We start from the raw sequence: 15,300 nt of genomic DNA, 5'->3' as shown, positions 1-15,300 counted from the left end.
AGACCTGTGGGAATGCGAGTTATTATTTTACGGCACGGACAGAGTAGTTATAATAGTCAGGGGCGCATCCAAGGGCGGAGCGATTTATCCGTGCTGACCGATCGGGGTTTAGCGGATGCTAAGCTCACAGGTGAGGCATTTCAGGGTTTAAAATTTGACAAGGTTTACAGTAGTCCGCTCCAAAGAGCGCAACAGACAGCACGGACGGTATTAGCGCAATTGGGGCAGCAAGAGCAATTACAGGTAGACGATCGCTTATTAGAAATCGATCTGCCCTTGTGGGAAACCATGTTCAATCAGGAAGTTCGCGAAAAATACGCAGCCGCATATCGCACCTGGAAAGAACATCCTCACGAATTAAAAATGTCATTACCGCAGGCGGATGGCACCGAGCGAGACTTTTTTCCAGTTCTAGATTTGTACGCGCAAGCGACAGCATTTTGGCAAGAAATCTTGCCGCAGCACCAGGGGCAAACAATCTCGATCGTCGCGCACAATGGCATCAACCGCGCGTTGATTAGCACGGCACTAGGTATCCCAGCTCAGCTTTACCACAGCATCCAGCAGTCAAATTGCGGCGTTACAGTGCTGAATTTTAGTGGCGGTTGGGGCGAAAATGTCCAGTTAGAATCGCTCAATCAAACCAGCCATCTCGGTCAACAACTCCCCACACACCGTCCGCAAAATCGAGGGCCACGCTTTTTGCTGATCCGGCATGGTGAAACTGACTGGAATCGCGCGGGTAAATTTCAAGGGCAAATCGATGTGCCGCTCAACGATAACGGACGCAATCAAGCCAGTCTAGCCGCTGAATTTTTAAAAACCACTCAAATCGACTTCGGATTTACCAGTCCGATGTCCCGTCCCAAAGAGACAGCCCAAATTATCCTGCAAGAGCATCCGCAGCTTACATTACATGAGGATGCCGATCTGCGCGAGATCGGACACGGACTCTGGGAAGGCAAGTTTGAAGCCGAGATCGACGCTGCATATCCCGGCGAGTTAGAGCGGTGGCATACTCATCCCGAGTCCGTCCAAATGCCTGAAGGTGAAAATCTCCAAGGTGTCTGGACACGGGCGACTGCGGCATGGCAACGGGTATTGCAACAAGTGGGCGATACCCCCCAAACGGGAATCGTCGTCGCTCACGATGCGACTAATAAGGTATTGTTGTGTTCTCTGCTGGGACTAGGTTTAGCAGATATCTGGAAGATCAAGCAAGGTAACGGTGCGGTGACGGTTATCGACTATCCAGATGGCATTGCAGGTCAGCCAGTTATTCAAGCTTTGAATATTACTAGTCATCTGTCAGGTGGTATCCTCGATAAAACCGCCGCTGGCGCTCTTTAGTAGCCCTCAGATCTTCGACTCACATGAGTTGTTTGTATTTTGGCGGAGATCTTTACCCCCCAACCCCCCTTATAAAGGGGGGCTTTTGCCCCCTCCCCTTTATAAGGGGAGGGCTGGGGTGGGGTAAAGATCTCAGCCGCAGTCGATCCAACTATTGAATAGACCTTAGCTTCAGAAGGGGAGAGGGCAAATCTTGCTTCAAAATCAGAAAAGATGAACCAATTATTCCAACAGGTAAGAATATTAGACCCGATCGAGCGTCGCGATCGAGTGGTGGATATATTAGTTATCGATGGCGTCATTCAGGAAGTCTCAGACAATACCCAACTGCCAACCGATCTAGAGACTATTCCCGGACAACAGCTCATCCTCGCGCCCGGTTTGGTCGATTTGTACAGCCATAGCGGTACCCCCGGACATGAGGAGCGCGAAACTCTGACATCGCTCCTCAAAGCTGCCCGTGCAGGCGGGTTTGTCTCAGTAAATATTTTACCCGATACCCTCCCAGCACTCGATCGAGCTAGTAGTATCATCAGTCTCGATCGTGAGTACCACCAACTTGCCGCCCAGATCCCCAACTGTCCCCAACTCGGCTATTGGGGCGCACTGACTCTCGGTGTCGAAGGTGCTGCCATGACCGAACTCGCCGAACTTGCTACTACTAATATTACAGGCTGGGCAGATGGACGGGCGATCGCCAATCCCGCCCTGATTCGGCGACTACTCGAATATCTGCAACCATTCGATCTCCCGATCGGATTATATGCGCTCGATCGCCAATTACGCGGTCAGGGACTCGCCAGAGCTGGAGCTGCCGCACTCAAATATGGTCTACCCGTCGATCCGGTCAGTAGTGAAACAGCCGCCCTCGCTGCCATTATCGAAATTGTCGCCGATATCGCTACCCCCGTCCATCTGATGCGAATTTCCACCCGTCGGGGTGTCGAACTAATTGCCGCCGCCAAACAACGGGGCATACCAATTACGGCCAGTACCACCTGGCTGCACCTAATTGCCAATACTAGCGACTTAGCCACCTATGACCCCAATTTCAAGCTGACGCCGCCGCTAGGCACCGCAGACGACCAAATTGCCCTGATTGAGGGGATTAAAACAGGAGTCTTAGATGCGATCGCCATCGACCATCATGCCTATACCTATGAGGAAAAAACAGTCGCCTTTGGGGAAGCTCCCGCTGGCGCGATCGGACTAGAATTGGCACTACCATTACTGTGGCAACAGCTAGTCGTCACGGGTAAATTAGCCGCGATCGAGCTGTGGGCGGCACTGAGCAGCAAGCCAGCTCAGTGTCTGCACCAGTCTCCCCCGACTCAACTTATCTTATTCGACCCCTACGAGTCATGGTTAGTCACCCCCACTAGTCTCAACTCTTTGGGTCGTAATACCCCATGGCTGGGTCGAGAAATTATTGGTCGAGTAAACGATCTCAATAATTCTCAATTAATTTAAATAGCTAAATGTATAGCTCGAAATCTGTGAGGAGGGGTAGCAGTAGTGATTTCCATCCAAATAGCTCATAGTTGAATCGTTGGCGAAGCCTACCGGAGGTAATCGCCAAATGATAGACTGATGCCATCACATCCAATTTTTAGTGTGGTTTGAAGTGTGGAGTCTATGATGTTTAAGCAATCCGTTTCAGCAGTTTTACTAACCCTATCTTTAGGTAGTTTAGTTAGTTGCGGTAGCAAAGTGGCCGAAAAGCCAGTCGATACCGTCAGAACAGCCACTAATGGCGCAATGACCGCGACTGGTAATAAGCCAAATGGTGCGCTAGCTGTCGTCCCGGCTGGGGTGACGATCGATACCGATTTGCAACAAGAATTATCGAGCGGTAAAAATCGCGATAATGAAAAATTTACCATCAAAGTTAAGAATAATTCTGTTAGTAAATACCCGGCTTTAAAAGATGCCACGATTGAAGGGCATTTAGAAAAAGTTAATAAAGCTGCTAAAGGGAAGAAAGCACAGATGAATTTAGCTTTCGACAGTCTCAAGCTCAAAAATGGCGATCTCCTCCCGATCGATGCGACATTAGTAAATACTAGAGTTGAAACCAAAACCAAAGGTCAATTTCTCAAAAATGCAGGCATTATTTTAGGTGGGACGATCGCGGGTAACTTTATCGGCGATAAAACCAAATTCAAGCATGGTAAATTAGCTGGTGCTGCCGCCGCTACCGCATTTGTGCTATCGAGTCCCGGCGGTGAAGTCGTCCTCAAAAAAGGTACGGATCTCCAACTCAAACTTAAGTCTAATCTAGACCCAAACTAATCTTGAGTAAGTAGACAGGTGTAAGTATTTATTAGTAAGAGTAAGTAAGTAGTAGGGTGGGCACTGCCCACCATCAGGGTTTCAGATGATTCTAGTAGTTAAAATAATTTTGCCGACCTTCTTAAATGTAAGTATTTATTAGATAGATATTGCCTGAAACCTAGATGGTGGGCAGTGCCCACCCTACTTCGGTGCTTGCTTCGGTGCGTTACGCTTCGCGATAACACACCCTACAGTATTCTCTTACCTATTACCTATTACCTATTACCTCTTACCTATTACCTCTTCCCCCTTCTCCCTCGCCCCTTACCCATCCAAGTACAAGCCAGCGCGATCTGGCTGCATTGACTTTGCTATAATGCCATCAGCGTTAGATTTTCACTCGGTCTGGAAGACTTTCAGCCAGCAACGATCGCGAAGCCGATCGAGTGTGGGCTTGAGGCTAGATATTGGGGATGGGCATAGGCTAGAGTAGTTATTATGGTTTACGAAGCAGATTTGAATTTCCAAGAGGATGAAACGGAGATAGATAGTCCGCTTGAGATTCTGGATACGCTGGCGGTGCTAGATGCCACCCCAGAGCCACCGAAGCCAGATCCAGAGGAAATGTTACCTTTACTCACTCATGCCGTTACCGCCCAGCGGATGATGGCAGCACGGGCGTTCTGCGAAATTCAAGATTCCCGCGCCATTCCCCATTTAATCGTCTTACTCGCCGATCCGTGCCCGTTGGTGAGAGTTGCGGCTACCTATGCGCTAGGACGCAACCCCAGCACCGATGCCGTCGAACCCTTGATTTTGCAACTCGATCGAGATTGGAATGGTTATGTCCGCAAAGGCATCGTCTGGGCATTGGGCAATTGTCGCGATCTTCGCGCTCTCAAGCCGCTATTACGCTCCCTCAAGATCGATATATCTGCTGTCCGCCTCTGGGCGGCTAGTGCCCTCGGACAAGCTGCCGATCTCAGTTATGAGGCTGTTATCGCTACCGTACCGCCGATCATTGAAGCTTTAATTAACGACCCCTTGGCAGCGGTGCGCAGTAATTGTGCGTGGTCGCTGGGAAGACTGTGCCGGGAATTGCCCTCGAATGTGGTGTATGCTACGGCTGTCGATGCACTGATCCAAGTCTTGGAAGAAGATGCCGATCTGGGTGTCAGAGATGATGCCAAATCGGCGCTACTCAAACTCGGCGACCCGCGCGGCGTTCAAGCGATCGAAAATCTCGAATCCGAATCCGAATTACCGCTGTAAAAGCGCGTCAACAGATCGAGCGCGAGCGAGTAATTCCCAAAACGCTCACCAAATTTCAGGTACTCACAGCTTGCACCAGCGAAGAGCGCTATCCACTATCCACTATCCACTATTCACTAAAATACAAGCAACTTTGTTGTAATGCAAGATGCGAGAATGTTAACCCCGTGCTTCTGTAGCGACTTGCTCCACTTCATCGGTTGCCAAGATTGCCAGATTTTGGGTAGCTAGATCTCCACCTAAATTGTGGAGCGCACGCGCGAGCTGGTAACGGATTTGCCAATCGGGATGGGTGACAAACGGAATGATACTTTCCACGCCACTCGGATCTCCCAATTCACCAATCGCGCCAATTGCCGCAGTTTGCACCAGGCTGGTTTCATTTTTTAGTGCAGTTTGCAATAATGTCAAACCACGCGGATCGCCTAATTCACCCAAAGCGGCGATAATGCTAAATTGCACCAACCATTCCGGGGTGGTTTCATAGAGATTTTGGAGATCGTCAAAAGCGGCTGTCAGCTTCAGCGCACCGATGGCATCAGCAGCGGCGGCTTGAACATCAGGCTCGGAGTCATTGACTAGTCGATCGCGTAAAATAGTTAAACTTTCATCGAGATCTTGCGAGCCGAGTGTCGCCAATTGGCTCACCGCCGCATAACGGACGCGAGTATTAGTATCTGTTACCAGTTGTTTGATATAGCCAAAAGCAATCTCTGGTTCAATTTCTCGTACCATATTTAAGGCAGTAATCCGATCGCCTTTATTTTCAGAATTGATTAATGTAGTAATAGATTCGGACATATTATTAGGAAATTGAAATTCAGATGGAATTTTAAATGTTTGTCTAGAAATTCGGCTCGACTTTTGGTAAAAGAAGATAGGGGCTTTCCTCAGCACTCGCTGTAATTATCTTCAGATCTCTATCATAGCGTGCTACAGATCGATAAATCTAGCTTGGTAGTCTCGCCCACACCGTTTAACTGACTGATGAATTCTCGACCTAACCGTGCTGCTGAATCGAGGTCATCGTTAGTAGGTAGATTAAGAAATAGCTTGAAAATACGTGTGTGTTCGAGTAACTCAACTTGAGGGATGGGACGGACAAAAATACCGATTTGTTCGAGCTGGATCGTCAAACCAACGATCGTACTCTCAAACATATCGCTACATTTTTGGCATTCGATCGCATCTGGATCGCTAATTGCGATCGATAATAAGGCACTCATCCCAATCACCGGATCGATCGGTTTATAGAGAGATTTCCATGTCGATTTACCAGCTAATATTTGCGCGGTTATCTGTGCGCCTCGATCGAATTCCGCTTGAATAATTCTAGCAGTCGATCGGGTGACATTACGAGCTGTATTTTTGCAAGGTGCGATCGAGGAAACGATCGGTAATAGATCTTGAGGTAGCTTTGCCACATACTTTTTGCCTGTATCTGTTAGGGAAATTACCTGACGACGATCTCGTTGACTTATGACTGTAAAAAAGTGAGCTAGCAGTGCTTCTAAAGATTTATCTCCACTGTATTCAATACAGCTATAAGCGCACAATAACGACCAAGAAAATCCACCTAAAAAGCCCCAAGAGTTGCCATATAAACCGCGCATCTTTGCCCAACTACGGACTGCTCTTAATAGTAGTCTAAATCGCTCGATCGAGAGATGCGGCTCAACTAAATCGATAATTAGGTCGGCTTCCCAGCAACCGACGATCGAGTGAGGCTCTCTAATCTGCGATTTAAGAGTATACAGATCTAGCGTTTCCCAGCCATCGCTGACTTCGACTCGATCGTAAAGTAGATCTGACGATATCCCTTCAATTTGCAATCGCAACACTGGATATTTAGCATTCAATACAACTTGAGATCGCTCGCATAATCCAGCCAAACAATCTGCCACTCGACTGAGAAAAGTTTCCCCAGATAGATAGTCGGGAATCAAACAAACAATATCCAAATCGCTAGCGAAACTATCTACTCCCAAGCGTGCCGAACCTAATAAATGTAACGATGCTTCACTACCCAAACATTCGATACAAGCTTGCTTGATAACGGCAAGTATTGTCTCCCGATGCGAGCGTTCTGGATCGGTTAATTCCGGTGCTAACTGCGAGATTAAATCGATTAATTCACTAGTTTCGACAACTTTTGGTAATAGTTTACCAACGCCAACAACATGCCGAATAAAGCAAGATTCATTGCGACGACGACTGACTAAAGCGACCCGATCGACAGTAAACTTAAGTGGATGCCATTGTGGTAGCTTAGCGATCGCTTCATCAGAATTGGCAAATTGTCCGACACTCAAATGGGGATTGAATCCATCGATCGTTTTGGTACTTTGTTCGTAGCATTGGGGAAATAACCGATACAAAGTATTTTGCAGCTCGTGTAATGCCCCTTCAGGCTGCACCACAGGACGCAAATACGCCGTCGCACTTTTGTGATGAGTAAATACCTCAAAATCAGCTAATGTCACGGTAAACGGCTCAATTTTAGCTAAGATCGGCGCAATTAAATCTACTACTTCCGCAAAGTATCGATCGGGTAAAAACCCATACAGCAACGTAATATGCGGCACGATCCGCACGAAGCCAGCATCGTATTGTTGGCGAATTGCTTGAATTGGCGGAAATAGATCTTCTGGTGGGATAATTGCCAGGATGCTCTCATAAACAGGCACAATTGCTGTTAAATCTACTGTATCCAATTCACTCGGGCATGTAGACGCAGAGATTTTAAAAACTCCACAGACACCAAAATGGTCGGATGGATAAAGCTGAATGTTATCGCCAACAAACGGTTTACAGCCAAATAAAGCGATCGATTGCGGTTGGTAATTAGTTGCAAAATCGGGACACCATAAGATGCGATCGAGTCTGCCTGACTCACCTGCTAAACTCATCAACATCGCTAATGAATTAGTACTTGGATCGAAAGTATAACCATCGCGATCTGGTAATAACTTTTGCCAGATATCGATAAAATTGGCATAATTAATAAGTTCATCTTGCTGGCTTCCTCGCGTATTAAAGTCGCCGACAATAAACCGATCTTCCCCCTGTTGCTGGAGATAACCGACAACAGTTGCTAATTGCTGAGTACGCTTCTGGAGAGCATTTTCACCACGATCGCTAGTTAGATGCACATTTGCTAAATGAACGAATCGATCGTTGATTTGCCATTCACCCACTAATACCCGCTTGTGTCCTGAAAACTGATGTTCTACTAGTTTAAATGCCCACCGTGACATTAATAAATTACCATAAGGTTTGACATTATTACCATTAGGAGATTCCGAAATAAAATAGTCCCGCACCCAATCGGTAGCTAAAATAAAGTCTAGGGACTCTGGTGTGACTTCTTGCAGCGCGATGATATCTGCATCAGTTTTAGCCAACTCATCTAAAATAACTGGCAAACGTTTATCAGTTTGAATTTTATCGGCATCATGAAGATTGGATAAAATATTATAAGTAACGATCGTCAGATTTTCAGCTAACCGTACTGGCTTAAGTGTACCTGTAAACAACTTCCAGCCGTTGCGATCGTACCGATAGATATCTCGTGGCTGAAACTGCGCTTGATTATTAGCAACTAAAGCAGCTATATCGGCTCGATTAGAGCCAGCAACTTCAGACTTCCAAGCAACTTCCGGTAACTGATTAGTCGAGATTAAATCGATCCGATGTTCGCGATCCCAAACGATCGTTTCACCACAACGAATATAGCGAACCCGATGCCACGGGATATCGCTATTATCATCCCACTGCGCCAGCGGCTTCTCGCGAATAGTGTCAGATATTCGCTCGTTAAATCCCGCAATAAACATATTTCGATTGAGATTGCTATCCCAGATAATCCGGTTATACACCTCCGTAATCGTTGCCATTTTTTGTTTTTCGATCTTTTGTTTTGACATGAGAATAGGGGATAGGGGATAGTAAATATATTGATTCAACCTAGCAACTAGGTTATCTTCTCTCTGTCTTTCTGTCTTTCTCTGCGTTCTCTGTCTCGATCGCGCTAAACCGTCGGGAAACAAAGGCGTGCGCGAATCGCTGCGCCTCTGCGGTTAATAAAAATATTGATAATTAAACATCAACAAAACAATCTAATTGATGGCATTCCGTCAGATCGGGAAGTTCTAATCGATCGCGAAAACGATGAATGACAGCAGTAGGAACTTGAGCTTTACGATCGCGATTTTGCTGCAATACCCGATCGATCGGCACCTCCAGATACACGATCCGAATTCGCGCACCATACCCAGCAAAAATCCGAATTAAGCCCGATCTAATCGGTTTGACGATATTAGTCGCATTCCAGATAAATGGTGTCTCAGATTGGAGATATCCCTTCGCTAGAGCTTTTCCTGCATTGACGATCGCGCCTTGCTCGTCTGTGGGTAAAATACCCATTTCAATTCGCAACTTGTCGAGCGATACCACTGGTAAATCTGGATGATTGCGATCGATCCAATAATCTTTGCCAGTACCGGGTAAACCACACATGAGAATTACTTCTAAGTGGGTATCGTCAAAAGCCGCATAAGTCGGATCTGCATCTTCCTTGTGGAAGTAGATAAACCGACTATGAACCGATGCAAATAGATAGGATCGATCGAAACAATTATGTTCTTGACAGAATTCTCTAAAAAACTCGATCGTTTCTAATATTTTTTGTTTATCATCACATATTCGTCCCCTGACATCAGCCTCAGCCATCAACGCCAACCAATCGCACCGAACTAATTGACTCGCTTTAATAATCGATCGCAAAGGTTGAGGTTTATCCCAAAACCATAGCGGTAAACTCTCATATCGAACGATCGCCACAATTGCCTCCCGAATAGCAAATGGCGTATGCAGATCTTGTAAAATTTGTCTTACCATCCGCGCTCCTAGATTCACATGCCACTTGGCGGTAATGTTGCCATCTTCAGCAACTTGTGTTGCTAAATGCTTGGCAACATCGTGAAATAACGCAGCGGTAAATAAGATCGATCGATCTGCTGCATTCATCGCTTGCCAAGTAGGTAAAGAAACTAAAGCTTCACAGACTAGTTGAGTATGAATCCAAACGTTTCCCTCCGCATGATAAATCGGGTTCTGTTCGCAGTTAGCTAGCGATCGCAAACATGGGAATTGTGCTAGGATTGCCGTCCAATCTATTTTTAAATCTGATATTGTCGGACAATATGGAAATGTCCAAGGTGAATCTCGATCGATCTCTAGATTATTCATAATAATTGTAATGGATAGTAAAAGTAGGGTGGGCAGTGCCCACCATCAATATTCCAGGCGATCGCATTACGATTAAATATCGATCGCTTATTACTATTTACCCCTTATTTCATTCCAAACAGATCGACACCAGCCTGTAATTGATTAGGAATAATTGGACGATTTAACCAGTGAGTTTCCGACTGTAAAATAGTAGTCAAAAAGTCTGCTCGGACATACTTGTATCGAGCAATAGTCAACTCAGGTGTCTCCACCTTAATATACAAACCTTCCATCAACACACTTTGATTAGTTTGTTGAATTGCCAGATCTGCATTTAAACCTTGCTCTGTACAAAGTTCTCGCAACCTATCGATATGTTCGGAACTGATAAAATGGGAGTGCTTTAATAAACCGACTAATTGCTTGTGAGATGTTAACTTTCCCTCTAGCAATACGGGTACCGAAGCTACCACCAATCCTGTCAATAACTCTCGCCGCGCCGCCGTGCTGAGAAATTGATGAGAAGATCGATCCAGTAAATCGTATTCTAAGAAATAGTGCGGTAACTTGTCATAAAACACCGTATGTTTGGCATACATCCATTCGCCATACAGGATATATCGATCGCCCAAAATCTCCCACAATGCGGCATAATGACTGTGCGCCCATTGTTTGAACAAATTAAAATGGCGTTCGCGAGCGCCACCAGTTAGATAGTGCCCGCGACTTTGCAATAATAATTGTCCGTTAGCATCGAAACTAATCGCAGCATTAGCACCATCGACTTTCTCCTCTATTACTACATACTCATTGGCAATCGCCCTAAATGGTATGCTGTCCAAATCTTCATCCCCAGGCTGTTCGCGCGAACCTTCAATATGCGGCGTTCGCGGATATTTTTGCATCAGCATTTTGCAGCTCCCCTCTCAAGGCAACAATATAAATCGTAATTCGTAATTTGTAATTAATATTCTTCGAGATTTGGAACTCGCCTAAAAACTTGCCATGAAAAACAATGGCTGTGGCTGAAAATCGCCGCTAGGAAATATTAATTACTGGCTAAAGGTGGAGAGGTAGAGGGCTACATGACGAACTCGCTGACAAACTTGTAGATATTTTTAATCTAGTCTATGTATTATCGTATGTCAAGAGCCAGATCGATCGAAAGCAATCTCAGCCTAATCATCTTAACTGCGCTCCTAAAGCCTGTAAAGATGCTTTTTGTGCCTTAGTCAATCCGTGAATCTTGTCGATCTGCATTCCTTCATAGGGACGGCGAGATTTCCAAGTGGCGATACATTTGGCAGCTTCTAAATCCCAAACTTTAATAGTTTCATCTAAACTACCAGTAAATGCGAGAAAATTGGGCGAATCCATGTCTGGTAATCGAACATTACCAACATCTAGAGTATAAATTAAGCCACTATGCTCGGTCAGACTCTGGAGACATTTACCAGTTTCAATATCCCATGTTTTGAGAGAGCGATCGACTCCTACACTAATAATAGATCGATCGTCATGACTGAATTTCGCGCTGATAATCGGCCCTTTATGCCCGATAAAGATTTGCAAACATTCGCCAGTTTCTACCGACCAAAGTTTGATGGTTTCATCATAGCTCGAACTAACTAACCAATGACCATCAGTACTAAAAGTAACCGACCAAACACTATTACTATGCTCTCCGATATCTCGATAGTACTCACCCGATTGCGGATTCCAGAGTTTAATAATACCTGCAAATTCACAACTTGCCAACAGCTTACCATCGGGACTAAAATCGGCATAAATTACCGGGCTGCGATGTTCTTTCAGCGTCTTCAAACACGCTCCAGTGTCAACATCCCAAATTTTTACTGTTTGGTCGTAACTAGTACTAGCTAATGTTCGGCCGTCAGGACTAAAAACTACCCGCCACACCCAACTATGATGACCTCGCAATGTCTTGAGGCAATTACCTGCTTGCCAATCCCATAATTTGACAGTGTAGTCAGCACTGCCACTAGCTAATAACCGACCGTCAGGACTAAAATTAACCGACCAGACTCGATTAGTATGTTCGCGCAAAGTTTGGACGATCTTTTCTCGATCGATACTCCAGATTCTAATCGTAGTATCTTCATTACCACTGGCTAAATAACTCCCATTGGGACTCAAATTGACGGATAAAATTGCATTAGTATGTCCGACGATCGTTTTAATACAGCGTTCCCGTTCTAAATCCCAAATTTTAGTATGATTGTCATCGCCACCGCTAGCAATTTGGGTACCATTGGGATGAAAAGCCACAGTCCAAATCCGGTTACGGTGTCCGAGGAAGGTTTTTACACATTTGCCACTATTAGTATCCCAAAGTTTAATAGTTTTATCGAAACTACTGCTCACTAATTGTTGTCCATCTGGACTAAATGCGATCGCACTGACGGGTTGCTGATGTCCGATTAATGTGTGCAAACATGTGAGAATAAACATCCCCGACTTCTTTGAGAAGTCGGGGATTTTGGCGTGGGACAAATCTCCGACTTCTTGAAGAAGTCGGGGATTTTGGTTAGTAATATCCCAAATTTTAATCGATCGATCGTAACTACAAGTCGCGATCGTTTTACCATTGGGACTAAATGCAACAAATCTCACCCAAGCAGTATGAGCTTCCCATTCATTCAAACACTCACCCGTCGCCACATTCCACAGTCGCACTCTCAGATCTTCGCCACCACTAACCAGAGTACAACCGTCGGGACTAAACGCGATCGACCAAACCCGACCATTATGCCCTACCAAAGTCTGGATTTCGGGACTTAAATTACCTGGAAACGTCCGCCAGAGGCGAATCGTACTATCTTGAGCGGAACTGGCGATAATTTTTCCATCGGGACTAAAGGTGACAGCATTGACTGAAAAAGTATGTCCGATGTATGTCTGCAAACATTCACCCGTGGCGACCTCCCACAACTTCACCAGATGGTCGTCGCTGGCACTGGCGAGATATTGCCCGTCAGGACTAAAAGCGATCGCCCAAGCCCAGTGTTGATGCCCTTGACAATTACTGAGTTTTGTGAATGTACGAGCATCCCAAATCTGAATATCGCCTTTAGTATCGCTAGTCGCAAAACGTTCGCCGTCAGGACTAAAAGCAATTCCAACGACACCACCAAAGGTTTCGGCAAAGACAGTCTGACTGATGTGGCTCCCAGTAAAATCGACATCGTGTAAGGTTGCATTCAGGAGGTAGGCTTGACGAATTGCCAAGTGTGAAAAATCAAAGCCTTGGAGATCGGTTTTGAGGTGACAAAATAAATTGAGCAGATTTCCCGCCGCATAACCACCGATTTTGTCGGTTTGATGGCGCAAGGTAGTCAGGATTTTGTGAAGATGCAATTCGAGGTGCGATCGATCCGTAAAATGCGTCAATAATCGATCGATTAACGGCTGTAAAATTAGTTGAATTTGAGCATCCCGCAGGTAATCTTTGGTTTGCGCTTCGATGAGAGCGTGGGTTCTAAATAGCTCCAATTCTCCCGTAATAATTTCTCGCTCGATCCGATCGATAAACCTATTTGTGACATATTCCATAATCACGGGTTGTTGAGTCAAACCCCACTCGGTAGTTTCAATTAAACATCGATCTCGGAGTGTTTCTAGTGCTGTTAATAAAATCGGTAGCGTACCTGCGGGGATCGATGCTGCTTGCAATCGAGCGGGAGTAACACCTTCCCGATCGATCGCCAGCCAGTACATCACCTGTTGTTGCAAGACTGATAATCGATCGAACTGCCGATCTATTAACTCCCAAAGATTGCCAAATACAACCGTACCTTGGGCTAAAAAAGCACAAACATCACCATTGAAGAGATTTTGAATACTTGTTGCTACTAAATTGAGAGCTAAGGGATTACCGTAGACGTAATCGATCAGATTGTGCTGCTCGATGAGTGGTGCGGTGATGCCTTTATCGACAAGCAAATATTGCGCGGCAGTGATGTCGAGTCCAGTCAGTTGCAGCGATCTAACTGGTAGATTAACTCCTTCCCGTAGGCTGATACCGCTGGGTTTTTCCCTGCTGGTAATCACCATACAACTCTGATGATTTTCATCACTCACCCGCCCAAAAATTTCGCCATAGGCTTCATATCCTGTCAGATAACAGCCATTTTGAGTTCCAGCTTGCAAAATTGACTCGACGTTATCGAAGATCAGTAAACAGCGTTTTTGGTGCAATTGCTGCATCAGTAAAGAGATCGAACTCTCCTGCACCTCAGAACCAATCAAAATCGGCAAGATTTCATTTAACAAATCCTGCGGATCGATCGCTTGTCGCAAACTTCGCCATACCACACAATCAAACTGAGACTCCAACTGTTGAGCCAGTTTCACAGAAAGCGCGGCAGTGATGTCGAGTCCAGTCAGTTGCAGCGATCTAACTGGTAGATTAACTCCTTCCCGTAGGCTCATGCCGCTGGGTTTTTCTCTGCTCGTAATCACCATACAACTCTGATGATTTTCATCACTAACCCGCCCAAAAATTTCGCCATAGGCTTCATAACCTGTCAGGTAGCAGCCATTTTGAGTTCCAGCTTGCAAAATCGACTCGACGTTATCGAAGATCAGTAAACAGCGTTTTTGGCGCAATTGCTGCATCAGTAAGGAGATCGAACTTTCCTGCACCTCGGAACCAGTTCGACTACGCTCACTGCAAGCAATCAAAATCGGTAAGATTTCATTCAACAAATCCTGCGGAGAGATTGCTTGTCGCAAACTTCGCCACACCACACATTCAAACTGAGATTCCAACTGTCGAGCTAGTTTCACCGAGAGCGCAGTTTTACCAATGCCACCCCAGCCAAAAATTCCCACCACCCGACAACGACTATCGACAATCCACTGTTCGAGCGTTTCTAACTCAGTCCCTCTCCCATAGAAGTGACACACATCAATTGCTTCTCCCCAATTCGTCGTCGCCAAGCAGGTGCGATAACGCTGGAGGATCGCACAGAGATTGCCTTTATAAACTTTTTCTCCAACTATCTGCGAGAGCAATCGCCACAAATGCGATGCAACTTGTTTGATATATTCTGGCTCGTAACCCAATTCTCTACCGATCTCCTGATATGAAGCGCGTTTCCAGACTTTCGAGACGATCTCAGCTTGCAGCGTATTCAGCGATCCACGTTG

Annotated in this window: 9 protein-coding genes; 4 read left to right on the top strand and 5 right to left on the bottom strand. The window is 45.7% G+C overall.

What is annotated here, in order from left to right:
* Positions 1 to 12: 12 nt before the first annotated feature.
* The 4 genes from RMO52_RS12870 (at position 13) to RMO52_RS12855 (ending at position 4,896) form a co-directional block, all read left to right on the top strand.
* Entirely contained in the window at positions 13 to 1,350 is a 1,338-nt protein-coding gene (locus RMO52_RS12870; protein ID WP_396134968.1) for a histidine phosphatase family protein, read from the top strand.
* A 213-nt stretch (positions 1,351 to 1,563) separates the two neighbouring features.
* Entirely contained in the window at positions 1,564 to 2,820 is a 1,257-nt protein-coding gene (locus RMO52_RS12865; RefSeq protein WP_310414749.1) for a dihydroorotase, read from the top strand.
* A gap of 165 nt (positions 2,821 to 2,985) precedes the next feature.
* A complete protein-coding gene (locus RMO52_RS12860; protein WP_309741148.1) occupies positions 2,986 to 3,642 on the top strand; it encodes a hypothetical protein in 657 nt (218 codons plus the stop codon).
* A gap of 480 nt (positions 3,643 to 4,122) precedes the next feature.
* Positions 4,123 to 4,896 carry a HEAT repeat domain-containing protein gene (locus tag RMO52_RS12855; protein ID WP_309741146.1) on the top strand — a complete coding sequence of 258 codons (774 nt, stop codon included), beginning with the start codon at positions 4,123 to 4,125 and terminating at the stop codon, positions 4,894 to 4,896.
* 159 nt (positions 4,897 to 5,055) lie between these two features.
* Here the strand turns inward: RMO52_RS12855 and nblB are convergent, their stop codons facing one another.
* From nblB to RMO52_RS12830, 5 genes are all read right to left on the bottom strand, one after another.
* Positions 5,056 to 5,697: a phycobilisome degradation protein NblB gene (gene nblB, locus RMO52_RS12850; protein WP_309739770.1), complete on the bottom strand. Its 642-nt coding sequence runs from the start codon at positions 5,695 to 5,697 to the stop codon at positions 5,056 to 5,058.
* A 122-nt stretch (positions 5,698 to 5,819) separates the two neighbouring features.
* Entirely contained in the window at positions 5,820 to 8,822 is a 3,003-nt protein-coding gene (locus RMO52_RS12845) for a poly(A) polymerase (RefSeq protein ID WP_310414745.1), read from the bottom strand.
* Between the two features lie 172 nt (positions 8,823 to 8,994).
* Entirely contained in the window at positions 8,995 to 10,146 is a 1,152-nt protein-coding gene (locus RMO52_RS12840; RefSeq protein WP_310414742.1) for an AAA family ATPase, read from the bottom strand.
* Between the two features lie 104 nt (positions 10,147 to 10,250).
* Positions 10,251 to 11,039 carry an RNA ligase family protein gene (locus tag RMO52_RS12835; protein ID WP_310414739.1) on the bottom strand — a complete coding sequence of 263 codons (789 nt, stop codon included), beginning with the start codon at positions 11,037 to 11,039 and terminating at the stop codon, positions 10,251 to 10,253.
* 271 nt (positions 11,040 to 11,310) lie between these two features.
* Positions 11,311 to 15,300, bottom strand: a 3,990-nt coding sequence (locus RMO52_RS12830) for an NB-ARC domain-containing protein (protein ID WP_310414736.1), incomplete at its 5' end; no start/stop codon positions are given.

This window comes from Chamaesiphon sp. OTE_8_metabat_110 (assembly GCF_031382685.1).
Classification (GTDB): Bacteria; Cyanobacteriota; Cyanobacteriia; order Cyanobacteriales; family Chamaesiphonaceae; genus Chamaesiphon.
This window is presented reverse-complemented; position numbering and strand designations above follow the sequence as displayed.